Here is a 24575-nt window from a genome sequence, read left to right on the forward strand (position 1 = left end):
CGCGTGAGCCGCTGGGTCAGGGGCGCGATTCCCCGGGAACGCCCGCCGGCGCAGGAGCAGCCACAGCGACGGTCACAGCGGCGGCGTGAAGTGCCGTACGTACCGCTTCTGCCAGGGTGTCTCCACCGCGTGCCGGTCGTAGTGGGTTCTGACGTAGGCGACGGCCTCGTTCGCCGGTACGCCGTCGAGGACCGCCAGGCAGGCCAGGGCCGTTCCGGTGCGACCGCGGCCGCCGGCGCAGGCCAGTTCGACGCGTTCGGTGGCGGCGCGGGCCCAGGCGTCGGCGAACACCGAGCGGGCCGCCTCACGGTCCGCCGGGAGGCGGAAGTCGGGCCAGCGCAGCCAGCGGGACGCCCAGGGGGTCGCGGGCGGCTGTTCGCCGAGGAGGTAGACGCCGTACGACGGGGGCCGCGCCGACGGGTCGAGGGCGTGGCGGAGCCCTCTGCCTCGTACCAGCCGTCCGGACGGCAGTCGCAGGACGCCCGGGGCCCGCTCGTCCCACGGCTCCTCGTGTCCCGTGGTGTGCTCCTCGTTCATGGCGCCGCGTCCCCCTTCCGGCCTGTCTCCTGCGGCGCGGCGACTGTACCCGGCGAGGGCCGCCTTACGACGGTGTGCGCGCCGCCGTCAGTAGCCGGGTCACCTCGTCCGTGCAGATGGTCAGGGCCGCGCCGACGGTGCTGAGGGTGTCGTGTTCGGCGGGGGTGTAGGGGCCGTCGGCCAGGGCGATGCGGGCGGCCTGGAGAAGGATCGACTCCCGGCCCGCGGGGGCCAGGTGCGGGGCGAGCGGGTCGAGGGCCTCGTGCAGCTCTATGGCCAGGCCCGCGCCGCACGGCTGGTCGTCGTAGGCGCGCCCGGTGTCCGCGGCCAGTGCCTCGACCAGGGCGGCCAGCTGCTCCTCGGTGCAGTCGGCCAGGCCGGCCGCGCGGACGGTGGCCGCGGCGGTCTCCAGGGCCGTACGGGAGCCGGTGCCGCCCGCGGACAGCACCGCCAGGGCGACCGTGTGCACGGCGTCGCGGAGCATCGCGGAGAAGCGGGTGGTCGTCGGATGGTCCAGGGCGTCCGTGCCGAAGTGGCCGCCGCAGGCGGCGCACTCGACGACCGGCCCGGCCGTGCCGCGCGGCAGCAGCGGTACGCCGAGGACGGTGAAGCGCCGACGCCCGCTCAGCCGCTGGTAGTTGCGGTCCCCGCCGCAGCCGGGGCAGAAGAACTCGCCGTCGCCGACCGGCGTCCACGCGGTACGGGTGCCCAGCAGTCGGGCAAGCCTGGTGACACGGCCGTTTCGTCCCCGTACTGGCAGCACGTCCCACCTCCGTAACGGCACGGCAACATCGCCGCACTGGCGTGATGTTAGCCACATTGTCGAGGTGTCGTCAGCACCCCGGAGGAGACCTTTCCGTGACCTGCGGCGGGGACTGGCCGATACTCGTCGGGCGCACGACGGGGCCCCGACCGCCTCAGCAGGCGGCCGGGGCCCCGAAGGCGCCGGTCAGAGCGGTCAGCGCGCCGCGCGGTTGACGGCCGAGACGACCGCCTTCAGCGACGCACGTGTCGTGTTCGCATCGATGCCGATCCCCCACAGGACCTTGTCGTCGATCGCGCACTCGATGTACGAGGCGGCCTGGGCGGAGGCGCCCTCGCTCATCGTGTGCTCCTGGTAGTCCAGCAGGCGTACGTCGACGCCGATGGAGTGCAGGGCGTCGAAGAAGGCCGAGATCGGACCGTTGCCGGAGCCGGTGAGAACGGTGTCCTCGCCGTCGACGGTGGCCTCGACGGTGAGCGTGTCGACCCCGTCGGTGTCCGTCGTCGACTGGCCGGTCCTGACCTGGATGCGGCCCCAGGGGTTCTCCGGGATCGGCAGGTACTCGTCCTGGAAGGCCGCCCAGATCTCCTTCGGCGTGACCTCGCCGCCCTCGGCGTCCGTCTTCGCCTGGATGATCTTCGAGAACTCGATCTGCATCCGGCGCGGCAGGTCCAGCTTGTGGTCGTTCTTCAGGACGTAGGCGACACCGCCCTTGCCGGACTGCGAGTTGACACGGATGACGGCCTCGTAGGAGCGACCGACGTCCTTGGGGTCGATGGGCAGGTAGGGCACCGCCCACTCGATGTCGTCGACCGTGACGCCCTTGGCCCTCGCGTCGGCCTCCATGGCGTCGAAGCCCTTCTTGATGGCGTCCTGGTGGGAGCCGGAGAAGGACGTGTAGACCAGGTCGCCCACGTACGGGTGGCGCGGGTGGACCTCCATCTGGTTGCAGTACTCCCACGTACGGCGGATCTCGTCGATGTCGGAGAAGTCGATCTGCGGGTCGACGCCCTGCGAGAACAGGTTCATGCCCAGGGTGACCAGGTCGACGTTGCCGGTGCGCTCGCCCTGCCCGAACAGGCAGCCCTCGACGCGGTCGGCGCCGGCCATCAGCGCCAGCTCGGCGGCGGCGACGGCCGTACCGCGGTCGTTGTGCGGGTGGACGGACAGGCAGACGTACTCGCGGCGGGACAGGTTGCGGTGCATCCACTCGAAGCGGTCCGCGTGCGTCGACGGCGTCGAACGCTCCACCGTGGCGGGCAGGTTGAGGATGATCTCGCGGCCCGGGCCCGGCTGGTACACGTCCATCACCGCCTCGCAGACCTCCAGGGCGAAGTCCAGCTCGGTGTCGGTGAAGATCTCGGGGCTGTACTGGTAGCCGAACGCCGTTTCCGGGCCCAGCAGTTTCTCGGCGTACTCCATCACCAGGCGGGTGCCGTCGACGGCGATCTGCTTGATGTCGTCCCTGGAGCCGCGGAAGACGACCCGGCGGAAGACCGGGGCGGTGGCGTTGTAGAGGTGGACGGTGGCGCGCCGGGCGCCCTTCAGGGACTCCACGGTCCGCTCGATCAGGTCCTCACGGGCCTGGGTCAGTACGGAGATCGTGACGTCCTCGGGGATCGCGCCCTCTTCCTCGATGATCGAGCGCACGAAGTCGAAGTCGGTCTGGCCCGAGGCCGGGAAGCCGACCTCGATCTCCTTGTAGCCCATCTTGACCAGCTGGTCGAACATCCGGCGCTTGCGCTCGGGCGACATCGGGTCGATCAGGGCCTGGTTGCCGTCGCGCAGGTCGGTGGAGAGCCAGCGGGGGGCGACGGTGATCCGGCGGCCGGGCCAGGTGCGGTCGGGGATGTCGACCTGCTCGTAGCGGCCGTACTTGTGGATCGGCATGGAACTGGGCTGCTGGCGGTTGACCATGTCTGCGTGGGCTCCTCGAAAATTCCGCGGGTCCGCGGGTGCCGGTGAACGGCCGACGGCGCAACGCCGAACTCCGCGGGGAGGGGGTCGGCCTCGACTACAGGCCCTCGCCGCGGCAGCTAAGGAGAAGCAGCCCGAAACGCATGATGCAGCGCAGCCTAGCCGAGCCGCGCCGGATGCGCGGGCCCGTCCCAGTATGCGAAACCGAAGGGGCAAACAGGGCAAAAAGTGCGCGATGTCACCGGCGCCGCCTCCCGACCATCCCCGGCCACCTGCCACTCCGTCACGGACACCTATCACTCCGTGACGGAAGCACGGACCCCTTGCCCCGATATTTCACCAATCATGGTTGCGGGTGGTGACAGCGCGACCACACAGTGCGAGTGTGCCCGGTATGACGACCACGACGACCAACGGGGGCTTCGAGCCCGTCTTCTGCACCATCGTGCCGCCGCACGTCCTGGACCGCCTCGCCCGCAACGACGACCCCGCGCTCTCCGGACCCGCCCGCCGGACCCTGGAGCGCGACGCCTTCGAACGCACCCGGCGGCGGCTGACCACCGTCATCGGCGCAGCCGCCGTCGCGGCGCCCGCGGGCAAGCGGGACGGGCAGCCGCACCGCACCGTCTACGACGCCCGGCACGGCACCGACCTGCCCGGGAGGAAGGTGCGCGGCGAGGGCGAGGAGCCCGGCGGGGACGCCACGGTCAACCGCGCCTACGCCGGCCTCGGCGCCACCTTCGAGCTGTACCGCACGGCCTACCGGCGCGAATCGATCGACGGCAGCGGCCTGCCGCTGGACGCGACCGTGCACTACGACGAGAAGTACAACAACGCCTTCTGGAACGGCGAGCAGATGGTGTTCGGCGACGGCGACGGCGAGATCTTCCTGGACTTCACCATCCCGGTCGACGTCATCGGCCACGAGCTGACCCACGGCGTCACCCAGCACACCGCCAACCTGGCCTACTTCGGGCAGTCCGGCGCGCTCAACGAGTCGCTCTCCGACGTCTTCGGCTCGCTGATCAAGCAGTACACGCTCGGCCAGACCGCCACCGAGGCCGACTGGCTGATCGGCGCCGGGCTGCTGGCCCCGGGCGTCAGCGGCACCGCGCTGCGCTCCATGAAGGCACCCGGCACGGCGTACGACGACGACGTGCTCGGCAAGGACCCGCAGCCGGCCACGATGGACCACTACGTCCACACGGGCAGCGACAACGGCGGCGTGCACATCAACTCCGGCATTCCCAACCACGCCTTCCACCTGGTCGCCACCGCGCTCGGCGGCCACGCCTGGGAGAAGGCGGGGCGGCTCTGGTACGACGTGCTGACCGGCGGCGAGCTGCACGAGGACGCGCAGTTCACGGACTTCGCCACGCTCACCGTGCGGGCCGCGCGGGAGCGGTACGGCACCGACGGCGGCGAACTCGAGGCCGTGCGGAAGGCCTGGGAACAGGTGGGGGTGCGGACGCTGTAGTTCCGTACTAGACACGGACCATGCGGATTCGAGTGAGGCGCACAGGAGGGTTCGCGGGCATCGAGCGCCGCGCCGAGGTGGACGTCTCGGGGCGGCCCGACGCCCCGCAGTGGCGGGACCTGGCCGAGCGGGCGCTGGCCGCCGGCCGGGCCGCGCCGCCGGCCGGGGTGCCCGACGGCTTCAGCTACGAGATCACCGTGGACGGCCGGACGGTGTACGCGGCCGATCCCCGGCTGACCGGGGAGCAGCGCGAGCTCATCTCCCGCGTGCTCAAGGAGGGGGCGTGAGGTTCTTTTGCCGTCCGGGCGTTGACTTCCGTTACCTACGGTAAGGATGATCCCGCCCATGGCGACGAACCCGATACCCCGGTTCCCGGCCGCCTTCCTGTGGGGCGTGTCGACCTCGGCCCACCAGATCGAGGGGGCGGCCGACCGGCGCGAGCCGTCCGTGTGGGACACGTTCTCGGCCGAGCCGGGACGGGTCAAGGACGGCTCGACGGCGGCGGTGGCCTGCGACCACTACCACCGCCACCGCGAGGACGTGGCGCTGCTGGCCGGCCTCGGCGTGGACGCGTACCGCTTCTCCGTCTCCTGGCCCCGGGTGGACGCCCCCGGCGGCCTGGACTTCTACGACCGCCTGGTCGACGAGCTGTGCGCGGCGGGCGTCCGCCCGGTCCCGACCCTCTTCCACTGGGACCTGCCGGCCCGGCTGGACTGGCTGGAGCGGGACACGGCCGCGCGGTTCGCCGACCATGTGTCGGTGGTCGCCGAGCGCCTGGGCGACCGCGTGACGAAGTGGATCACGCTCAACGAGCCCGCCGAGCACACCCTGCTCGGCCATGCCCTCGGCGTGCACGCACCGGGGAAGCGGCTGCTGTTCGACGCGCTCCCGGCCGCCCATCACCAACTGCTCGCCCACGGCCTGGCGGTCCGCGCGCTGCGCGCGGCCGGGGCCGCGGACATCGGCATCGCCAACTCGCACAGTCCCGTCCGGCCGGCGTCCGGGGAGCAGGCGGACGTCGAGGCGGCCGGCTTCTACGACCTGCTGCTGCACCGCCTGTTCGCCGACCCGCTGCTGCTCGGCCGGTACCCCGAGGGGCTGGGCGAGCTGATGCCGGGCGCCCCCGCGGACGTCGACTCGGATCTGGAGGTCATCGCGGAGCCCCTGGACTGGTACGGCGTCAACTACTACGCCCCGACGCGGGTGGGCGCTCCGAGCGGCGAGGAGATCGAGTTCGGCGGTCTCACCCTGCCCGCCGAACTGCCCTTCTCGGTACGGGAGATCGAGGGCCACCCGGTCACGGACTTCGGCTGGCCCGTGGTCCCGGAGGGGCTGACCGAGCTGCTGACCGGCCTGCGCGACCGCTACGGCGACCGGCTCCCGCCCATCGTCATCACCGAGAACGGGTGCTCCTACGAGGGCCTCGACGACCAGGACCGCATCGCCTACCTGGACGGCCACATCCGCGCCCTGCACCGGGCCCTGGAGGCGGGCGTGGACGTGCGCGGCTACTTCGTGTGGTCGCTGCTGGACAACTGGGAGTGGGCGGAAGGCCTCGCCCGCCGGTTCGGCCTGGTGCACGTCGACTACGAGACCCTGGAGCGCACCCCGAAGGCGTCCTACCGCTGGTTCCGGGATCGGCTGCGGGCCCAGCGGGGGGCCGGGACGGCGGCCGACGCGTCCCCCGTGCCGGACTGATCCCGCTCCGGGGTCGCCGAGGCCGCCGAAAAGCCCTACGGCGTTGTCACTCCCCCGTCGTACCCTGGAAGCGCGAGGCCGCCCTCACTTGTGCGGCCGTGACGAGGAGGAATCGCAGGCCTTCAGCGCCGGCCCATGACTCAGACACCCGCAGCCAAGACCCCCGCGCAGGGGCAGGCCAGAGCACAGTTCACCGTCCCCGCCCAGCACCCCATGGTGACCGTGCTGGGGTCCGGCGACTCTCTCCTGCGCGTGATCGAGAAGGCCTTCCCGGGGGCCGACATCCATGTCCGGGGCAACGAGATCAGCGCGGTCGGCGACCCGGCGGACGTCGCCCTGGTCCAGCGCGTGTTCGACGAGATGATGCTGGTGCTCCGCACCGGGCAGCCGATGACGGAGGACGCAGTGGAACGCTCCATCGCCATGCTCAAGGCGAGCGAGAACGGCGAGAGCGACGGCCACGAGACCCCCGCCGAGGTCCTGACGCAGAACATCCTGTCCTCGCGCGGCCGCACGATCCGCCCCAAGACGCTCAACCAGAAGCGGTACGTCGACGCGATCGACAAGCACACGGTCGTCTTCGGCATCGGCCCCGCCGGCACCGGGAAGACCTACCTGGCCATGGCCAAGGCGGTGCAGGCGCTTCAGTCCAAGCAGGTCAACCGCATCATCCTGACCCGCCCGGCGGTCGAGGCCGGCGAGCGTCTGGGCTTCCTGCCCGGCACGCTCTACGAGAAGATCGACCCGTACCTGCGCCCGCTGTACGACGCGCTGCACGACATGCTCGACCCGGACTCCATCCCGCGTCTGATGGCGGCGGGGACCATCGAGGTCGCGCCGCTCGCCTACATGCGCGGCCGCACTCTCAACGACGCCTTCATCATCCTGGACGAGGCCCAGAACACCAGCCCCGAGCAGATGAAGATGTTCCTCACCCGGCTCGGCTTCGACTCGAAGATCGTCATCACGGGTGACGTCACCCAGGTGGACCTGCCCAACGGCCAGAAGTCCGGGCTGCGGCAGGTGCAGGAGATCCTGGAGGGCGTCGAGGACGTCCACTTCTCCCGGCTGTCGTCGCACGACGTCGTACGGCACAAGCTCGTGGGCCGTATCGTCGACGCGTACGAGAAGTACGACAGCAGTCACGGCACCGAGAACGGCGCGCCGAGGACCGGCGGCCACGGCAGGGCCGGGCACGCGCACGGACACGGGCACAAGGGGAAGTAGACCAGCACGACCATGTCGATCGACGTCAACAACGAGTCGGGAACCGAGGTCGACGAGCGGGCGATCCTCGACATCGCCCGCTACGCACTCACCCGCATGCGCATCCACCCGCTCTCCGAGCTCTCGGTGATCGTCGTGGACGCCGACGCCATGGAGCAGCTGCACGTCCAGTGGATGGACCTGCCGGGGCCCACGGACGTCATGTCCTTCCCGATGGACGAGCTGCGGCCGCCCTCCAAGGACGACGAAGAGCCCCCGCAGGGCCTCCTCGGCGACATCGTGCTCTGTCCCGAGGTCGCCGCGAAGCAGGGTGCCGAGGCTCCGACGCAGCACTCCATGGACGAGGAGCTCCAGCTGCTCACCGTCCACGGCGTGCTGCACCTGCTCGGCTACGACCACGAGGAGCCGGACGAGAAGGCCGAGATGTTCGGTCTGCAGGCAGCGATCGTGGACGGCTGGCGTGCGGAGCAGGGCCTGCACGGCCCCTCCCCGGCGCCCACCGTCTCGTAAGCCCGCCCATGAGCCCTCAGATCGTCGTCGGCGCGATCGCGCTCGTCGTCGTCGCCTGGCTCGCCGCCTGCGCGGAGGCGGGCCTCGCACGGGTGTCCAGCTTCCGTGCCGAGGGGGCCGTGAAGTCGGGCCGCCGCGGCAGCGCCAAGCTGGCCCAGGTCGCCGCCGACCCGACCCGCTACCTCAACCTGGCGCTGCTGGTCCGCGTGACCTGCGAGATGGCGGCGGCCGCCCTGGTCACCTACGCGTGTCTGGAGGCGTTCTCCGGCACGGCCCAGGCGCTGGTCGTCGCCATCGCGGTCATGGTGCTCGTCTCGTACGTGGCCGTCGGGGTCTCCCCGCGCACCATCGGCCGCCAGCACCCGATGAACACGGCGACCGTCGCGGCGTACGTGCTGGTGCCGCTCGCGCGGGTGCTGGGCCCGATCCCGTCGCTGCTGATCCTCATCGGCAACGCGCTGACCCCCGGCAAGGGGTTCCGGCGCGGCCCGTTCGCCTCCGAGGCGGAGCTGCGCGCCCTGGTCGACCTGGCCGAGCAGGAGTCGCTCATCGAGGACGAGGAACGGCGCATGGTGCACTCGGTCTTCGAACTGGGCGACACCCTCGTGCGCGAGGTCATGGTGCCGCGCACCGACCTGGTGGTGATCGAGCGGTACAAGACCATCCGCCAGGCTCTCACGCTGGCGCTGCGCTCCGGCTTCTCGCGGATCCCGGTCACCGGCGAGAGCGAGGACGACATCGTCGGGGTCGTCTATCTGAAGGACCTGACCCGCAAGACGCACATCAACCGGGACGCCGAGAGCGAGCTGGTGTCGACGGCGATGCGTCCGGCCGTCTTCGTGCCGGACACGAAGAACGCCGACGACCTGCTGCGCGAGATGCAGAAGGAACGCAACCACGTCGCCGTCGTCATCGACGAGTACGGCGGCACGGCCGGCATCGTCACCATCGAGGACATCCTCGAGGAGATCGTCGGCGAGATCACCGACGAGTACGACCGCGAGCTGCCGCCGGTGGAACCGCTCGGCGACGACCGCTACCGCGTCACCGCGCGCCTGGACATCACGGACCTGGGCGAGCTGTACGGCCTGGAGGAGTACGACGACGAGGACGTGGAGACGGTCGGCGGGCTGCTCGCGAAGGCCCTGGGCCGGGTTCCCATCGCGGGCGCCTCGTCGGTCGTGGAACTGCCCGACGGCCGGGAGCTGCGGCTGACCGCGGAGGCCGCGGCCGGCCGCCGGAACAAGATCGTGACCGTGCTCGCGGAGCCGGTGGGCCCGGAGGCCCCCACCGGGGACGGGGAGGCGAAGCCGGAATGAGCCCGGAGGAGCTGCGCGCCCTCTGCCTGTCGTTCAACGCGGTGGTGGAGGACTTCCCCTTCAACCCGGAGACCTCGGTCTTCAAGGTCCAGGGCAAGCTGTTCGCGCTGTCGGCCCTGGACTCCCGGCCGCTGAAGGTCAACCTCAAGTGCGACCCGGAGGACGCGATCCGGCTGCGCGCCGAGTACCAGGGCCTGGTCGTCCCCGGCTGGCACATGCACAAGCGCCACTGGAACACGGTCACGGTCGACGCCGGGCTCCCGGACCGCCTGGTCCGCGAGCTCGTCGAGGACTCCTACGACCTGGTCGTGGCGGGGCTGCCGCGCGCGGACCGGCTCCGTCTCGACCGGGCCTGAGCACCCGGACTCCGCGGCCGCCGGGGTGATCTCGGCGGCCTCCGGGGCGGCTCTTATGCTCGGGGCATGACCGAGACCAACGCGCTTGATCCCGAGGACCTCAAGATCGTCACCCTGGCCCGTTCGGCCCGGGCCCGCAACGGTGTGCCGGAGGGCGCGGCCGTACGGGACGAGACGGGGCGTACGTATGTCGCCGGGTCGGTGCACCTCGCCTCCCTGAAGCTGAGCGCCCTCCGGACGGCGGTGGCGATGGCCGTCGCGTCCGGGGCGACGTCCCTGGAGGCGGCGGCGGTGGTCAGCGAGGCGGAGGAGATCGCCCCGGAGGACCGGGCCGCCGTACGGGACCTGGGCGGCCCCACCACACCGGTCCTGCTGGCCGGCCCGGACGGCACCGTACGGCTCACCCTGCCGGCGGGCGAGAACGGCTGAGGCCTGACGGGCGGGGCCCGGTGAGGGAGGCCTGCCGGCCGGTGTCCGGTGACGGGGGTCGGCCGGCCGGGGCCTGGTGACGGGCGCCTGACGCCCGGGGCTTCGTGGCGGGGGTCTGACGACAAGGTGCTGACGGCCGGAGCGCCTGCTGCGAAGCCCCGTCGTCCGCCCGGAGGGCGGGCCCCGGGCACCGCAAGCAGGCGGGGCAGGCGGGGCTTTCGCAACCGGCCCCGGCCTGGGACGGTTCGGGGCGGAGGGGCCACGGCGGCGGGTGTCGTGCGGCGTGGGACGCGCAGCATGCGGCGATGGGGCCAAGAATCACCGATCCGATCGATCCCCGGCTGCCCCAGCAACCCGACTGGCGCCGGGCGCGGTTCTCGACCGGCTCGCCGCGGGGCAGAGCTGGGCGCACGCATGCCGCTACGACGCGGGACGCAGGCGTGCCGCTGCGACACGCTGCGCGAGGCGGGCGAGACGTAGCTGCGACGGCCGCGAGGCCACCGCGCGGCGAGTCGACGTGCGACGCACTGGCATGACGCCGCGACACGCGGCCCGCGGGCGTGAGGCCGCCGGGCCCGGCCACCAGGTCACCGTTCCCCGGCCGGTGGGCCGGCCGCGCCGCGAATGGTCGTGCGGCGGGGGTCAGCCGGTGCCGGCCTCGGAGGCCTCCTGAACGGTGCGGTAGGCCGTCAGGCCGCCGTCGACGCGGATGTCGGTGCCGTTGATCCAGGCCGCGGAGTCGCTCAGCAGGAAGGCCACGACGCGGGCGATGTCCGCCGGCTCCCCGAACCGAACGAGCAGGGCGCCGGCTCCCTCGACCTTGGCGACGCCGTGGTCCCGCTTGAAGTCGTCGAGGATCGGCGTGGCCACGGGCCCCGGGCTGACGGAGGTCACCCGTACCTTGCGGGGCAGGTACTCGGCCGCGAGGTGTTCGGTGAGGTACCGCACGCACTCCTTGGAGAACCGGTACGAGTTGCCGGTGACGCCCTCGTCGCGGGCCACGGCGTCGAGCGCCGCCTCGGTGTCGAGGGCGAGGGCGAAGGCCCGTACGGCGGGCAGGTTCCGCTCCCAGGCGGTGGCCACGGCCGAGGAGAGGTTGACGACGCAGCCTCCCTCCCTGATCGCCGGTACCAGAGCGGCGGTCAGTTCCCGCAGGCCGAAGACGTTGACGCCGAGCACCGTCCGCCAGGGCGCCGTGCCGGGCACCCCGGCGATGTTGGCGAGTCCCGCGAGCCCGTCCGGGGCGGCGGCCAGCACGCTCCGCGCGGCCTCGTGCGCGCCGGCGGGCGCCACCGTCTTCAGCGGTCTCACCCTGCTCCTCGGTGCCCTCGTCTCCGACGACACGGTGCGCATCGTCGCCTTCACCTTCGGGTTCGGCACCGCTCCGGCCCTGTTCGCGGTGACCTACCTGGTCGCGGCCGAGATGACCACGGTCGGACAGCGCGGCGCCGTCCTCCAGGTGACCAACGCCCTGCTCAGCACCGGTGGCCTGTTCGCTCCGGCCGTCACCGGATTCCTGGTCGGCTCGGCGGCGAACGACCACGCTGGGCTTCACCCACGCCTTCGTGCTCACCGCGCTGCTGCTGGTGGTCGTGGGCGCCCTCTCCACGGTCCTCAGCAACCAGCAGCGGGACCGCGCCAGGCTGGGCCTCGTCGACTGAGGGCGCGTGTGCAGCCGTGGTTCGTGGATCAGGGACAATGGGCGCCATGAGCGTTCGCACCCAGTCATCCGAGCAGTCCGTCGAGGCTGGCCATCGGGCAGGCTTCGCCTGCTTCGTGGGCCGTCCCAACGCGGGCAAGTCCACCCTCACGAACGCTCTGGTCGGGCAGAAGGTGGCGATCACCTCGAACCGGCCACAGACGACGCGGCACACCGTGCGGGGCATCGTCCACCGCCCGGACGCGCAGCTGATCCTGGTGGACACGCCGGGGCTGCACAAACCGCGCACGCTGCTGGGGGAACGGCTGAACGACGTCGTGCGGACCACCTGGGCCGAGGTCGACGTGATCGGCTTCTGCCTGCCGGCCGACCAGAAGATCGGGCCCGGCGACCGGTTCATCGCGAAGGAACTGGCCGGGATCAGGAAGACGCCCAAGGTCGCGATCGTCACGAAGACGGACCTGGTGGACCCCAAGACGCTCGCCGAGCAGCTGATCGCGATCGACCAGCTGGGCGAGGAGCTGGGGATCACCTGGGCGGAGATCGTGCCGGTGTCGGCGACGGCGAACAAGCAGGTGGACCTGCTGGCCGATCTGCTGGTCCCGCTGCTGCCCGAGGGGCCCGCGCTCTACCCCGAGGGCGACCTCACGGACGAGCCCGAGCAGGTCATGGTGGCCGAGCTGATCCGGGAGGCGGCGCTGGAGGGTGTGCGGGACGAACTGCCCCACTCCATCGCGGTGGTGGTGGAGGAGATGCTGCCCCGCGAGGACCGGCCTGCGGACAAGCCGCTGCTCGACATCCACGCCAACGTGTTCATCGAGCGGCCGAGCCAGAAGGGCATCATCATCGGTCCCAAGGGGAAGCGGCTCAAGGAGGTCGGGATCAAGTCCCGCAAGCACATCGAGGCGCTGCTGGGGACGCCGGTGTTTCTCGACCTTCATGTGAAGGTCGCCAAGGACTGGCAGCGCGACCCCAAGCAGCTCCGCCGCCTCGGCTTCTGACCGCTCGGTTCGCCGAGGGGCCCTGTGGGTGTCAGCGCAGGGCCCGTAGGGCCTTCGTCGCTTCCTTTGAGTTCAGGTTGACGAAGACCGGGGTGGCGTTCAGGGGGGTGGTGTAGGCCGGGATGGTTCGGGGGCCGCGCAGAGTGCGGGCGTGGGTGACGTCGTACCAGGTGCCCGGGGGGAGGTGGACGGGGCGGGCGGGGGCGTCGGTCAGTTGGGGGGCCGCCAGGATCGCGGGGCCCAGCATCCACTCGTCGGTGATCGTGTACGCCCGCTCGTCGTGCGGGAAGTCGAAGAAGAGCGGGCGCATGATCGGGTCGCCGGTGCGCAGCGTGTGCCGGACCTGATCACGGATGTAGGGGGCGAGGCGGCCGTGACGGGCGATGGCCTCGCGGTAGAGGGCGGCGGTCTGCGCGTCGTACACCACCTTCCTGCCGGTCGTCACGTCGACGGTGTCGACGGGGGACGTGGAGGAGTACATGAGCGGCATCAGCGACGCGGCCTGGGCCCAGCGGACCAGGACCTGCCGGGTGGGGGCGGGCTGACCGCTGGAGCCGCCGATCATGTCGGTGGTGACGAAGGGGTAGCCGATGGTGGAGATGGCGAGGTTCTGCGTGACGGCGGCCCGCAGGGAGTTCCAGCCCGTGCCCTTGTCCAGCTGACGGGTGACGAACCCGGCCCGGTGGGCGGTGGTGTCCCAGTGGACGCGGATGCCGACGCCCTGGAGGTCGAACTTGTCGGCGAGTTGAGCGCCCAGGCGCTGGTAGTCGGTGGGTTCGGCGCCCGCGCGGGGAACGCACCGCTCGTCGAAGAAGCGGGTGTCGAACTTCAGCCCGTCGACGCCGTAGGTGCTCATCAGGCCGCGCAGCCGCTCCTCGTACCAGGCCCTGGCCTCCGGGTTGGCGAGGTCGACGATGCCGGCGGTGCCGTTCCACCAGGTGACGCGGCACGGCTCGTGGGGATCGGTGGCGGCGCCGAGCAGATAGCCGTGGTCGGCGGCGTACTGGTACTGGTCGGAGTCCAGGTTGATCCACAGCGTCACCCAGAGGCCGAAGTCGAAGCCGAGGGCGTGGATCCGGCGGGACATCGCCCCGGGGTCCGGGTAGGCCTTCGCGTCGAAGGTCATGTTCCCGTAGTCGGACTCCCACTTGTCGTCGAGCTGGAGCGTGTGCCCGGTGATCCCGTGGTCGTGCAGGTCCTGGGCGTAGCGGAGGAGCCGCGCCTGGTCGACGTGGGTGTAGAACTGCGCCCAGGAGTTCCAGACCGGCTCGGCGTACTGCCGCTGGGTGGCGTCGCTCTTGGCCGGTCTGCCCACGACGCCGACGTAGTCGCGGTAGACCTCCAGCGGCGTGGACTCGACGAAGACCGTGGCCCGGTAGGGGTCCGCGGACTCGATGTCGAAGCGGCCGAGACCGTCCTTGTCCTGGTTGATCGCCACGTTCATGACGTGTCCGGTGTCCACGTGCAGTCCGGCCGCCGAGGACGTGTACCAGAACGGGTCGACCATGTAGTAGGAGGCGGGCCCGAAGGCCGGGTCGGCGACCTGCCCGCTGTCGAGCGGCCAGGGCTGGTCGGTGGCGGGGCCGCCGTGCGGGGTCCGGGTCTCGCCGTGGCCGTACCAGTGACCGGCGGACGGCAAGTCGTAGGCGACGCCGAGGCGTTCGGGGGCGGTTCCCACGACCTGCCAGTCGAGCCGGTAGCGGTCGGCGGACGGGGTGACCCGGGCCCGCACGGTGGCACCGGGCGTCGTCGTGGCGGCGGTGAGGGCGAGCGTGCCGTTCCGCCAGGTCCAGTCGGTGACACGGGTGGCGTGCTGCCATCTGCCGGCGCTCTGGAAGCGCAGTGCGCCGGTGTCGCCGCCCGCGGTGGCCAGAACCGTGCCGCCCGAACGGCTCGTCGTCAAGGAGAGTTGACTTCCCGTCACCCGTAATGCGTAACCGGGGGTGTTGCGGCCCGCCGGTACGGTCAGGGTGAGTTGACGCGCGGAGTGGGTGAACCGGGGCGCTCGGCGGTCGGGGGCGGCCCCGTTCCGCGGCCGCGCCTCGGCCGGTTCCGGCGTGGTCAACGCGACGGGCACCGCGAGGACGAGGCCGGAGACGGCGAGGAGCACTCCGAGTCTGCTTGTTGGTCTGCGCACGAAGCGTGTCCTTCGACGGAGGGAGCCAGGAGGCCGGAGGCTGCTTGCCTCATCGTGCTCGGTCGCCGCCGATGATCGGGCGGCGGACGTCACCTGTCAACGACGTTCCCGGTCTTGGAGTCGTGGCGGAATCCACCGAATTCGCCGAGGACGTGGAATCCGCCGCAGCGGGCGGCCCGGCGCGCGGTCCCGGCACCGCGCGGCACCGGTCAGGCCGGCCTGCGGAACCCGATGGTCGGCACGGCCCGGCGCCGCGGCCACGGCTCGACGCTCGCCTCCGGAACCAGGTCCTCCAGGAACGCGTACCGCCGCAGGGCCGCCGGGTCCTGGCCCTCGACCGACTGGACCCGGCGCCACCAGGCGGCGATCTCGGACCAGCCGGGGGCCGACAGGGAGCCGCCGAACTCCTGCACGGACAGGGCGGCGGTGAGGCCGGCGAAGGCCAGGCGGTCGGCCAGCGGCCAGCCGGCCAGGGTGCCGGTGACGAAGCCGGCCACGAAGACGTCGCCCGCGCCGGTCGGGTCCAGTGCCTCCACCGCGATGGCGGGCACCTCGGCGCTCTCCCCCGTGCGCCGGTCGACCGCGTAGGCGCCCTCGGAGCCGAGGGTGACCACCGCGAGCGGGACGAACGCGGTGAGCGCGTGGGCGGCGGCGCGCGGGCAGTCGGTGCCCGTGTAGCGCATCGCCTCCTGGGCGTTGGGCAGGAACGCCTCGCAGTGCTCCAGGTCGGACAGGCCCGCCAGGTCCCAGGCGCCGGTGTCGTCCCAGCCGACGTCCCCGAAGATGCGCGTGCCCTCGCCCGCGGCCTGGGCGATCCACGGGGAGCGCCGGCCCGGTGTCAGGGAGGCCACGGCGGCACGCGCGCGGGGCCGGCACTCCGGGACGCCCTCCTGGAGGAACACGGCCTCCGGGGGCGGTTCGTGGCCGTGCGAGACCATGGTGCGCTCGCCCTCGTACGCCATGGAGACGGTGACCGGCGAGTGCCAGCCGGGTACGGTGCCGGACGGGGACAGGTCGATGCCCTCGCCCTGTTCCAGCGCGTCCCAGCAGTAGTCGCCGTAGTGGTCGTCGCCGAAGGCAGCCGCCAGGGACGTCCGCAGTCCCAGCCGGGCCAGCGCGGTCGCCATGTTGGCCACCCCGCCGGGGCTCGACCCCATCCCGCGCGCCCAGGACTCGGTCCCGCGCACCGGGGCGGAGTCGAGTCCGGTGAAGATGATGTCGAGGAAGACGGTGCCCGTGAGGTACACGTCCCAGGGCGGATCGTCCGCGGAGCGCAGCCCGGCCAGCGGGTCGACCTGGGCATCGACGTGGGCGTGCGGTGCCCCGACGATGTACTCCCGGTCCTCCCGGTCCTCCCGGTCCGCGAGGTTTCCCCGGTCCTCCCGGTCCTCCCGGTGATCCGGTCCCGCTCCGGCGGACGTGTTGGACGCGGTCACGGTGCGCTCCCTGACGTGGTACTGGTCCGGCCAGTGTGCACCAGAGCGCCGACGACGCGTCGGCGCTCACGCCGGGGAGCGCGGGCCGCGTCTACCAGCGGGGGGTCGGCGGGGTGGTCCAGCCCGGTTCGGCGACGCGCATCGCCGCCGCGTCGTCGCGGTCCCGCAGGCGGCCGTCGTCCTCGGCCCAGCGGCGGTGCAGGAAGGCCAGCCTGTCCCGGTCGAGTTCGACGCCGAGACCGGGTCCGTCGGGTACGGCGATCCGGCCGCCGTCGAAGGTGAACCGCTCGGTCAGGACGTCCTCCGACTGCCAGGGGTAGTGGGTGTCGCAGGCGTGGTGGAGGCCGGGCACGGTGGACGCCACGTGGGTCATCGCCGCCAGGCTGATCCCCAGATGGGTGTTGGAGTGCATCGACACGCCGACGCCGAAGGCGGCGCACAGGGCCGCCAGGTGCTGGGTGTTGCGCAGGCCGCCCCAGTAGTGGTGGTCGGAGAGCAGCACCTGGACCGCGTTCGAGGTGAACGCCTCCTTGATCTCGGCGAAGGTCGTCACGCACATGTTGGTGGCCAGCGGCACGCCGGTCCGGGCGGCCACCTCCGCCATGGCGCGCGTGCCGAGGGCGGGGTCCTCCAGGTACTCCAGGACGTCCCCGAGCTGCCGGGCCACCTCCACGGAGGTCTCCACCGACCAGGCCCCGTTGGGGTCCAGCCGCAGCGGGTGTCCGGGAAAGGCCTCCGCCAGGGCCCGTACCGCGGCGATCTCCTCCCGGGGCGGGAAGACGCCGCCCTTGAGCTTGAAGGAGGTGAAGCCGTGGCGCTCGGTGAACGCGCGCGCCTGCTCCACCACCCCCGCCGGGTCGAGGGCGGCGCCCCAGTCCTCCTTCTCGCAGTCGACGCCCTCCGGATGCCCGGCCCACTTGTAGAAGAGGTAGGCGCTGTACTCGACAAAGTCGCGCACCTTGCCGCCGAGCAGCGCGTGCACGGGCAGGCCGAGCGCCTTGCCGAGGGCGTCCAGGCAGGCGACCTCGAAGCCGGACAGGACGGACAGGCGCAGTTTGTCGGCGGTCTGGACGCCGCGCAGCCCGCCGACGTCGACGGCGTTCTCCACCCGGGAGGCGTCCACGTCGAGATCGAGGCCGAACAGGCCGTTCAGGTCGGTGATCCGACGTCCCGCCAGCCGGTCGGCGAGCGGTCGGGCCAGCTCCAGGTACTTGGTGTCGCCGTAGGTCTCGCCGTATCCGGTGATCCCGTCGGCCGTCACCACCTCCACGATCAGGCGGGGGGTGTACGGCTGGTGGACGCCCTGGGTGTTCAGCAGCGGCGGGTCGGCGATCAGGATCGGGGTCAGCCGTACCTCGGTGACGGTGAGGTCGCGGGTCACAGTGCGGCCCCCACCATGTCGAGTCCCGCCACCAGCAGTTCCCTCAGGTCGGCCAGGTCGGCGGGCGAGGGGTCGGTGAGCGGGGCCCGTACGGGTCCGACGGGGCGCCCGCGCAGCCGGGCGGCCGCCTTCACCAGGGACACGGAGTATCCGGGCACCCGGTCGCGCAGTTCGACGAAGGGGACGTAGAAGTCGCGCAGCAGCTTGTCGGCGGAGCCGCCGTCGCCGGACCGCAGGGCGGCGAAGAAGGCGTTCGCGATCTCCGGGGCGAAGGCGTGCACGGCGGAGGAGTAGGCGGGGACGCCGACGGCCGCGTAGGCGCGGGCCTGCATCTCGGCGGTGGGGGCGCCGTTGAAGAACAGGAACCCCTCGGGGGCTGCGAGGGTGAGCCGCTGGAGGCCGTCGAGGTCGCTGCGGCCGTCCTTGAGGCCGATCACCGAGGGGATCCGCGCGATGCGCCGGAACGCCTCCAGGCCGTACGCCACCTGACCGCGCTGGTAGGCGATGAGCGGCAGCCGGGTGCGGGCCGCGAGCTGTTCGAGCTGGGCGGCCAGTCCGCCCTGCGGGGCGGCGACGAGGTAGTGCGGCAGGACGAGGAGCGCGTCTGCGCCGGCCTCCTCGGCGATGCGCGCGAACCGTGCGGCCTGCGCCCAGCCGTACCCGGCGCCCGCCACCACGGGCACCCGGCCCGCCGCCTCCTCGACGGCGATCGAGACGACCTGGCGGTACTCGTCCTCGTCCAGAGAGAAGAACTCGCCGGTGCCGCAGGCCGGGAAGACGGCGCCGGGCGCGGTGGCGAGCTGAGCGGCCAGGTAGGCGCGGCAGCCGTCGGGGTCGAGCGACCCGTCGTCGTGGAAGGCCGTCAGCGGGAAGGACAGCACACCGCCCGCCATCCCGCCCCGCAGTCTGCGCACCACATCGGACGGACCCGCGGTGTTCGTCTCCGGACTCACCCTGGCCATCTCCCCACATAGAAACCATCCATGTATGAGAACGGAGTTTAGAAACGCGAACATGCTCCGTCAACGGGCCCGCGGGGGGCGCGTCGTCGGCCGCCCGAGAACCCGCAGACGTCCGAAAACCCGCATGCGCCGGGCGCACAGGGCGCCCGGCGCATGCGGGAGACGGGTTCGGCGGGGGCCTACGGGAACTCATACGCCTCGACCTCGGCGAGGTACCGACGGCGCAGCTCCTCGTCGTGCTCCAGGAAGGAGGCGAGGAAGGAGTTGCGGGCCAGTTCGCGCAGCCGGTCCTCGCCCAGGCCCAGGGTGTCGCGGACGGCGTCGAAGTTGTCGCCGACGTAGCCGCCGAAGTAGGCCGGGTCGTCGGAGTTGACCGTGCACAGCAGGCCGGCGTCCAGCATGGCGGGCAGCGGGTGGTCGGCCAGCGCGCCGACCGCGCGGAGGCGCACGTTCGACAGGGGGCACAGGGTCAGCGGGATCCGGTCGCGCACCAGGCGGGCGACCAGCTCCGGGTCCTCCATGCAGCGCAGCCCGTGGTCGACGCGCTCGACGCCGAGCACGTCGAGGGCTTGCGCGATGTACTCCGGCGGGCCCTCCTCGCCGGCGTGCGCCACGCGCCGCAGCCCGAGGGCGGCGGCGGCCTCGTACACCTCGCGGAACTTCGCCGGCGGGTGGCCCGCCTCGGCCGAGTCCAGCCCGATGCCCGCGATCCGGTCGAGGTACGGCTTGGCGGCCTCCAGCGTCTCCATGGCCGACTCGGCGGACTCGTCGCGCAGGAAGCACATGATCAGCCGGGTCGAGACGCCGTGCTTCTCCTGGCTGCGGCCCAGCGCCCTCCACAGCCCGTCGACGACCGTGCTCATGCCGACGCCCCGGGAGAGGTGGGCCTGCGGGTCGAAGAAGATCTCCGCGTGCCGCACACCCTGCGCGGCGGCCCGCGCGAGATAGGCGTCGGCCAGGTCCTCGAAGTCCCGCTCGGTGCGCAGGACGGCCATGAGCCCGTAGTACAGGTTCAGGAAGGACTGGAGGTCCTCGAACCGGTAGGCCTCGCGGAGCGCGTCGGTGTCCGCGTACGGCAGCTCGACGCCGTTGCGCGCGGCCAGCTCGAAAGCCAGCTCGGGCTCCAGGGTGCCTTCGATGTGCAGGTGCAGTTCGGCTTTCGGCAGCGGCATCGGAACATCGTACGACCTGGTCAGCGGCGTTTCGGAACCGGCACCCTGAGCAGGTCGTGCGCCACGGTCAGCTCGCCGTCGAACCCGGCCGCCCGCGCCTGCCGCTCACATTCGTCGGGGTCGGTGTATCGCTGGCTGAAGTGGGTGAGGACCAGATGCCGCACGCCGGCGTCCCGCGCCACCCGCGCTGCCTGACCGGCCGTCAGGTGACCGTGCTCGACGGCCAGTTGCTCGTCCTCGTCGAGGAAGGTCGACTCGATGACCAGCATGTCGCAGCCCTCGGCGAGCGCGTGCACGCCCTCGCACAGCCGGGTGTCCATGACGAACGCGAACCGCTGTCCGCGCCGCACCTCGCTGACGGCCTCCAGCGGCACCCCGTCCAGGGAGCCCTCGCGTTGGACGCGGCCCACGTCCGGGCCCTTGATCCCGTGCGCGGCGAGCCGCTCGGGCAGCATGCGGCGCCCGTCCGGCTCGACGAGCCGGTAGCCGAAGGACTCCACCGGGTGGGAGAGCCGGCGGGCTTCGAGGGTGTACGCCGGGGTCGTCGCGAGGACGCCGTCGGCGTCGACCGGGGCCTCGGTGAGCTCGACCGTCTCCCGGTAGGCGGTGGCGTAGCGCAGGCGGTCGAAGAAGCGCCGGCCCGAACGCGGGTAGTGGGCGGTGATCTCGTGCGGCACCTGGTCGAGGTTGATCCGCTGGATCACCCCGGCCAGGCCGAGGCTGTGGTCGCCGTGGAAGTGGGTGACGCAGATCCGGTTCAGGTCGTGCGCCGCGACCCCGGCGCGCAGCATCTGGCGCTGGGTGCCCTCGCCGGGGTCGAACAGGATGCCCTCGCCGTCCCAGCGCAGCAGATAGCCGTTGTGGTTGCGGTGCCGGGTGGGCACCTGGCTGGCGGTGCCGAGGACGACCAGTTCACGTACGGACACGACGGCCTACCCGGGGGGCCACTCGAGGCCGCGGCCGCCGAGGACGTGCGCGTGGGCGTGCCAGACGGTCTGGCCCGCGCCGGAACCGGTGTTGAACACGATGCGGTAGCTGTCCAGCTTGTCCTCGTCGGCGATCGCCTGTGTCTCGCGCAGGACGTCCGCGGCGAGTCCGGGAGCCTCGGTGGCGAGGACCGCGGCGTCCTTGTAGTGCGCCTTGGGGATCACCAGGACGTGGGTGGGCGCCTGGGGGTTGATGTCCCGGAAGGCGACGATCGTCTCCGTCTCGCGGACGATCGTGGCCGGGACCTGTCCCGCGACGATCTTGCAGAACAGGCAGTCGCCCTGGGGTTCCCCTGCCATGCGGTGCTCCTCACGCCGGGTTGATCGGGTACGGGGGCATGGTATCCAGGGCGCGCGGATCCGGCCGGGTCCGGGGGGCTCGGCCCCCGGACGGTCACGGCAGGGACGGCGGTGTCTTCGCGGGCGTCTCCTGGAGCGCCTGAAGCGCGAGGCGGATCGCCTCGTCGAGTTGGACGTCGTGGCCCGCCGCGTGGTCCTGCGGGCGTTGCGCGACCTCGACGTCCGGGTCCACCCCGTGGTTCTCCACGCCCCACTCGTAACCCTCCAGCCAGAAGGCGTACTTGGGCTGGGTGATCAGCGTGCCGTCGACCAGGCGGTAGCGGCTGTCGATGCCGATCACGCCGCCCCAGGTGCGGGTGCCGACGACCGGCCCGATGCCCAGCGCCTTGATCGCCGCGTTGACGATGTCGCCGTCGGATCCCGAGAACTCGTTGGCGACGGCGACGACCGGGCCGCGGGGCGCGTCCATCGGGTAGCTCTCCGGCCGCATGCCGCGCGGCAGGTCCCAGCCGACGATCCGCCGGGCCAGCTTCTCCACCACGAGCTGGGAGGTGTGGCCGCCGCGGTTCTCACGGACGTCGACGACGAGCCCTTCGCGGGCCACCTCCACGCGCAGGTCGCGGTGGATCTGCGCCCAGCCGGGGGCCTGCATGTCCGGTACGTGCAGGTAGCCGAGGCGGCCGCCGGACCGCTCGTGGACGTAGGCGCGGCGGTCGGCCACCCACGCGTGGTAGCGCAGGGGTTCCTCGTCGGCGACGGGGACCACGACCGCGTGCCGCGGGTCGCCCCCGCCGGCCGGCAGGACGGTCAGTTCGACCGGCTTGTCCGCCGTGCCGACCAGCAGCGGGCCGGGGCCGGCCACCGGGTCGACCGGGCGGCCGCCGACCGCGACGATCGCGTCCCCGGCGCGCACCGCGACGCCGGGAGCGGCGAGCGGGCTGCGCGCGTCCGGGTCGGACGTCTCCGAGGGCAGGATCCGGTCGATCCGCCAACTCCCGTCCCCGTGCCGGGAGATGTCCGCGCCGAGCAGCCCCTGCCGGGTGCCGTGTCCGAAGCCGCCGGGCGGCATGACATAGGCGTGCGAGGTGCCCAGCTCGCCGTGCACCTCCCAGAGCAGGTCGACCAGGTCGTCGTGGGTGGCGATCCGGTCCAGGACGGGCCGGTAGCGGTCGAGGACGCCGTCCCAGTCGACACCGCCCATGTCCGGCCGCCAGAAGTGGTCCCGCATGATGCGGCCGGTCTCCTCGTACATCTGCCGCCACTCGGCGGCCGGGTCGACGGTCTGCCGGACCCGGCCGAGGTCGACGGTGATGTTGGAGTCGCTGTCCTCGTCGCCGGAGGCGCGCCGGTCGCTGGGCACGACCTTGAGCTTGCCGTCCGTCCACAGCAGGACCCGCTTGCCGTCGCCGCTGACCGCGAAGTGGTCGGCGTCGGCGGCGAGGTGCTCGATGCGCTGCTGGACGAGGTCGTAGCGCTCCAGCTCGGTCTTCGGGTCCGGATCGTCGGGCGTGGCGCGGGCGGCGCCGAGAACACCGCGCACCGGGTGCCTGAGCCAGAGCACGCCGTCCTTGGCGGCGCGCAGGTTGGAGTAGCGGGCGGCCTCGACCGGGAACGGCACGATGCGGTCGGCCAGGCCCTCCAGGTCGATCCGCGTCGCCGGGACCCCCTCGCTGTCCGGGGTCTCCTCCTTGTCGGGTGCCTCGAAGGGCCGGCCGTGCCGCTGCGGGCCGAACGGTGAGGGGGTCGCCGCGGCGAGCGTGATCAGGTGCGGGCGGGAGCTCTCCACGAACGCCAGGTCGAAGACGTGCTCGTCGTAGACCGGGTCGAAGGAGCGGTGGGAGAGGAAGGCGAGGTGCTTGCCGTCGAGGGTGAACGCGGGCGCGTGGTCCCGGAAGCGCAGCGGGGTCGCCTCGGTGACCGACAGGTCGGTGGTGTTGGCGAGGCGGAGCTGGCTGAGGGGGCGCGGCCCGGGGTGCGTCCAGGCCAGCCAGGCGGAGTCGGGCGAGAAGGCGAGGTCGCCGACGTCCCCGTGCTCGCTGCGGTCGACCTCGCGCACCTCGCCGCTCTCGCGTTCGACGAGCAGCAGCCGGCCGTCGTGCGAGGCGACGGCGACGCGGCTGCCGTCGGGGGCGGTGGCGAGTTCCAGGACGCGGCCGAGCTGCCCGGCGCCCAGCCGGCGCGGGGTCGCGCCGGGCGCCAGGCCGGTGGCGGGCGCGAACTCCAGGGCGTCGTCGCCCTCGGCGTCCGTCACCCACACCACCCCCTCCTCGCCCTCGGCGCGGAAGGTGCGCGGCAGCCGGGTGCGTACGCCGGGCTCGGCGGCGAGCGCGCGGGCGGGACCGGAGCGGTGGGTGACCCAGTGGACGGCGCCGCGCACCGCGACCGCGCTGCCGCGCGCGGTGTGGTCGGGGGCCGCCGAGCCGAACCAGTGGGAGGCGTTCACCGGATACGGCTGGAGGTCGACGCGCGGCCCGCCGAGCCGGACGTCGATCCGGCGCGGCTCGGCGCCGTCCAGATCGTCCAGCAGCCACAGTTCACCGGCGCTGGAGTAGACGACCCGGGTGCCGTCGGTGGCGGCGTGCCGGGCGTAGAAACCGTCCAACTGGGTGTGCCGACGCAGGTCGGAGCCGTCGGCGAGGGAGGAGTACAGCGCGCCGGTGCCCTCGTGGTCGGAGAGGAACGCGATCCTCTCCCCCACCCACAGCGGGTATTCGAGGTTGCCGTCCAGGTCGTCGTGCAGCCGGACGAACTCCCCGGTGTCCTCACGGTCGATCCACAGCTTGCCCGCCGTGCCGCCCCGGTACCGCTTCCACCAGGCCGCCTCGCGGCCCATCGGCGCGGACAGCAGGACGGTGTGCGGACCGTGGGCGACATCGCCGACGGGCCCGTACGGCAGGGTGGTTGCCGGTCCGCCGTCGAGCGGGACGGCGCGCGCCCAGGTGCGGCGCAGGCTGGCCTGGCCCTGGGTGCTGATCGCGAGGACCTCGCCGTCCGGGGTCCAGCCGCGCACCTGGGTCTTCGAACTCCCCCAGTACGTCAGGCGCTTGGCGGGACCGCCGGCGACCGGGGCGATGTGCACCTCGGGAGCGCCGTCACGGGTGGAGGTCCAGGCGACGAAGGTGCCGTCGGGCGAGATACGAGGGTGGTTCGCCGGCACGTTGTCGGCGCTGACCCGCCAGGCCCTGCCGCCGTCCAGCGGCGCGAGCCACACGTCGTCCTCGGCGGTGAAGGCGACCAACTCGCCGCGCAGATGCGGGAACCGGAGATACGCGGAGGAGGCGGACGATACGGATGACACGGGCGACGG

Annotated in this window: 22 protein-coding genes; 10 read left to right on the forward strand and 12 right to left on the reverse strand. The window is 72.4% G+C overall.

Features of this window, described 5'->3' with window-relative positions:
- Positions 1-72 precede the first annotated feature (72 nt).
- The 3 genes from ACFY3J_RS00980 to leuA all read right to left on the reverse strand — a co-directional run bounded on the left by ACFY3J_RS00980 (position 73) and on the right by leuA (position 3217).
- Positions 73-537, reverse strand: a complete 465-nt coding sequence (locus ACFY3J_RS00980) for a protein phosphatase (protein ID WP_384173360.1) — start codon at positions 535-537, stop codon at positions 73-75.
- Between the two features lie 64 nt (positions 538-601).
- Entirely contained in the window at positions 602-1300 is a 699-nt protein-coding gene (locus ACFY3J_RS00985) for a TerB family tellurite resistance protein (RefSeq protein ID WP_384173357.1), read from the reverse strand.
- A 195-nt stretch (positions 1301-1495) separates the two neighbouring features.
- Positions 1496-3217 carry a 2-isopropylmalate synthase gene (gene leuA, locus ACFY3J_RS00990; RefSeq protein WP_384173354.1) on the reverse strand — a complete coding sequence of 574 codons (1722 nt, stop codon included), beginning with the start codon at positions 3215-3217 and terminating at the stop codon, positions 1496-1498.
- Between the two features lie 394 nt (positions 3218-3611).
- On the opposite strand from leuA, the gene ACFY3J_RS00995 reads away from it, so the two are divergent.
- The 8 genes from ACFY3J_RS00995 to ACFY3J_RS01030 all read left to right on the forward strand — a co-directional run bounded on the left by ACFY3J_RS00995 (position 3612) and on the right by ACFY3J_RS01030 (position 10233).
- A complete protein-coding gene (locus tag ACFY3J_RS00995) occupies positions 3612-4694 on the forward strand; it encodes a M4 family metallopeptidase (protein WP_384173351.1) in 1083 nt (360 codons plus the stop codon).
- A gap of 20 nt (positions 4695-4714) precedes the next feature.
- Positions 4715-4981: a protealysin inhibitor emfourin gene (locus ACFY3J_RS01000; RefSeq protein ID WP_384173348.1), complete on the forward strand. Its 267-nt coding sequence runs from the start codon at positions 4715-4717 to the stop codon at positions 4979-4981.
- Positions 4982-5027: 46 nt separating this feature from the next.
- Positions 5028-6392 carry a GH1 family beta-glucosidase gene (locus ACFY3J_RS01005; protein ID WP_384173345.1) on the forward strand — a complete coding sequence of 455 codons (1365 nt, stop codon included), beginning with the start codon at positions 5028-5030 and terminating at the stop codon, positions 6390-6392.
- 135 nt (positions 6393-6527) lie between these two features.
- Entirely contained in the window at positions 6528-7619 is a 1092-nt protein-coding gene (locus tag ACFY3J_RS01010; RefSeq protein ID WP_141361084.1) for a PhoH family protein, read from the forward strand.
- Positions 7620-7631: 12 nt separating this feature from the next.
- Positions 7632-8129, forward strand: a complete 498-nt coding sequence (gene ybeY / locus ACFY3J_RS01015) for an rRNA maturation RNase YbeY (RefSeq protein WP_141361081.1) — start codon at positions 7632-7634, stop codon at positions 8127-8129.
- Positions 8130-8137: 8 nt separating this feature from the next.
- Positions 8138-9448: a hemolysin family protein gene (locus tag ACFY3J_RS01020; RefSeq protein WP_384173340.1), complete on the forward strand. Its 1311-nt coding sequence runs from the start codon at positions 8138-8140 to the stop codon at positions 9446-9448.
- Entirely contained in the window at positions 9445-9804 is a 360-nt protein-coding gene (locus ACFY3J_RS01025) for an MmcQ/YjbR family DNA-binding protein (protein ID WP_390839716.1), read from the forward strand. Before ACFY3J_RS01020 ends, ACFY3J_RS01025 begins: the two co-directional genes overlap by 4 nt.
- Positions 9805-9870: 66 nt before the next feature.
- Positions 9871-10233 (forward strand): cytidine deaminase, encoded by a 363-nt coding sequence (locus tag ACFY3J_RS01030; RefSeq protein ID WP_384173336.1) that lies wholly within the window; start codon positions 9871-9873, stop codon positions 10231-10233.
- Positions 10234-10875: 642 nt separating this feature from the next.
- On the opposite strand, the gene ACFY3J_RS01035 is transcribed toward ACFY3J_RS01030, so the two are convergent.
- Positions 10876-11544 (reverse strand): SDR family oxidoreductase, encoded by a 669-nt coding sequence (locus ACFY3J_RS01035; RefSeq protein WP_390839718.1) that lies wholly within the window; start codon positions 11542-11544, stop codon positions 10876-10878.
- A gap of 173 nt (positions 11545-11717) precedes the next feature.
- On the opposite strand from ACFY3J_RS01035, the gene ACFY3J_RS01040 reads away from it, so the two are divergent.
- Together ACFY3J_RS01040 and era are read left to right on the forward strand one after the other, a co-directional pair.
- Complete coding sequence (locus ACFY3J_RS01040; protein WP_390839720.1) at positions 11718-11894, forward strand: hypothetical protein; 177 nt, start codon at positions 11718-11720, stop codon at positions 11892-11894.
- A 46-nt stretch (positions 11895-11940) separates the two neighbouring features.
- Positions 11941-12894, forward strand: coding sequence for a GTPase Era (era, locus tag ACFY3J_RS01045; RefSeq protein ID WP_384173327.1), 954 nt, complete (start codon positions 11941-11943; stop codon positions 12892-12894).
- A gap of 31 nt (positions 12895-12925) precedes the next feature.
- Here the strand turns inward: era and ACFY3J_RS01050 are convergent, their stop codons facing one another.
- The 8 genes from ACFY3J_RS01050 to ACFY3J_RS01085 all read right to left on the reverse strand — a co-directional run bounded on the left by ACFY3J_RS01050 (position 12926) and on the right by ACFY3J_RS01085 (position 24566).
- Positions 12926-15031, reverse strand: a complete 2106-nt coding sequence (locus ACFY3J_RS01050; RefSeq protein ID WP_390839722.1) for a glycoside hydrolase family 31 protein — start codon at positions 15029-15031, stop codon at positions 12926-12928.
- 209 nt (positions 15032-15240) lie between these two features.
- Entirely contained in the window at positions 15241-16362 is a 1122-nt protein-coding gene (locus ACFY3J_RS01055) for a carbohydrate kinase family protein (protein ID WP_390839987.1), read from the reverse strand.
- 196 nt (positions 16363-16558) lie between these two features.
- Positions 16559-17848: a glucarate dehydratase family protein gene (locus tag ACFY3J_RS01060; protein WP_390839724.1), complete on the reverse strand. Its 1290-nt coding sequence runs from the start codon at positions 17846-17848 to the stop codon at positions 16559-16561.
- Positions 17845-18810 (reverse strand): 5-dehydro-4-deoxyglucarate dehydratase, encoded by a 966-nt coding sequence (locus tag ACFY3J_RS01065; protein WP_384173318.1) that lies wholly within the window; start codon positions 18808-18810, stop codon positions 17845-17847. The genes ACFY3J_RS01060 and ACFY3J_RS01065 overlap by 4 nt, the downstream gene beginning before the upstream one ends.
- A 179-nt stretch (positions 18811-18989) precedes the next feature.
- Positions 18990-19982 carry an adenosine deaminase gene (locus ACFY3J_RS01070; RefSeq protein ID WP_384173315.1) on the reverse strand — a complete coding sequence of 331 codons (993 nt, stop codon included), beginning with the start codon at positions 19980-19982 and terminating at the stop codon, positions 18990-18992.
- A 20-nt stretch (positions 19983-20002) separates the two neighbouring features.
- Complete coding sequence (locus ACFY3J_RS01075; RefSeq protein WP_384173312.1) at positions 20003-20908, reverse strand: ribonuclease Z; 906 nt, start codon at positions 20906-20908, stop codon at positions 20003-20005.
- Between the two features lie 6 nt (positions 20909-20914).
- On the reverse strand, positions 20915-21268 hold the full coding sequence (locus ACFY3J_RS01080; protein WP_384173309.1) for a histidine triad nucleotide-binding protein: 354 nt from the start codon (positions 21266-21268) through the stop codon (positions 20915-20917).
- A gap of 94 nt (positions 21269-21362) precedes the next feature.
- Positions 21363-24566, reverse strand: coding sequence for a S41 family peptidase (locus tag ACFY3J_RS01085; RefSeq protein ID WP_390839727.1), 3204 nt, complete (start codon positions 24564-24566; stop codon positions 21363-21365).
- Positions 24567-24575 lie beyond the last annotated feature (9 nt).

Origin of the sequence: Streptomyces sp. NPDC001231 (assembly GCF_042896885.1) — a bacterium.
Classification (GTDB): domain Bacteria; phylum Actinomycetota; class Actinomycetes; order Streptomycetales; family Streptomycetaceae; genus Streptomyces.

What these genes read in the sequence shown, in the direction of transcription:
- ACFY3J_RS00980 (WP_384173360.1), bottom strand. Translation starts at nt 537, where the DNA reads ATGAACGAGGAGCACACCACGGGACACGAGGAGCCGTGGGACGAGCGG.
- leuA (WP_384173354.1), bottom strand. Translation starts at nt 3,217, where the DNA reads ATGGTCAACCGCCAGCAGCCCAGTTCCATGCCGATCCACAAGTACGGC.
- ACFY3J_RS00995 (WP_384173351.1), top strand. Translation starts at nt 3,612, where the DNA reads ATGACGACCACGACGACCAACGGGGGCTTCGAGCCCGTCTTCTGCACC.
- ACFY3J_RS01000 (WP_384173348.1), top strand. Translation starts at nt 4,715, where the DNA reads ATGCGGATTCGAGTGAGGCGCACAGGAGGGTTCGCGGGCATCGAGCGC.
- ACFY3J_RS01005 (WP_384173345.1), top strand. Translation starts at nt 5,028, where the DNA reads ATGATCCCGCCCATGGCGACGAACCCGATACCCCGGTTCCCGGCCGCC.
- ACFY3J_RS01010 (WP_141361084.1), top strand. Translation starts at nt 6,528, where the DNA reads ATGACTCAGACACCCGCAGCCAAGACCCCCGCGCAGGGGCAGGCCAGA.
- ybeY (WP_141361081.1), top strand. Translation starts at nt 7,632, where the DNA reads ATGTCGATCGACGTCAACAACGAGTCGGGAACCGAGGTCGACGAGCGG.
- ACFY3J_RS01020 (WP_384173340.1), top strand. Translation starts at nt 8,138, where the DNA reads ATGAGCCCTCAGATCGTCGTCGGCGCGATCGCGCTCGTCGTCGTCGCC.
- ACFY3J_RS01025 (WP_390839716.1), top strand. Translation starts at nt 9,445, where the DNA reads ATGAGCCCGGAGGAGCTGCGCGCCCTCTGCCTGTCGTTCAACGCGGTG.
- ACFY3J_RS01030 (WP_384173336.1), top strand. Translation starts at nt 9,871, where the DNA reads ATGACCGAGACCAACGCGCTTGATCCCGAGGACCTCAAGATCGTCACC.
- era (WP_384173327.1), top strand. Translation starts at nt 11,941, where the DNA reads ATGAGCGTTCGCACCCAGTCATCCGAGCAGTCCGTCGAGGCTGGCCAT.
- ACFY3J_RS01065 (WP_384173318.1), bottom strand. Translation starts at nt 18,810, where the DNA reads ATGGCCAGGGTGAGTCCGGAGACGAACACCGCGGGTCCGTCCGATGTG.
- ACFY3J_RS01070 (WP_384173315.1), bottom strand. Translation starts at nt 19,982, where the DNA reads ATGCCGCTGCCGAAAGCCGAACTGCACCTGCACATCGAAGGCACCCTG.
- ACFY3J_RS01080 (WP_384173309.1), bottom strand. Translation starts at nt 21,268, where the DNA reads ATGGCAGGGGAACCCCAGGGCGACTGCCTGTTCTGCAAGATCGTCGCG.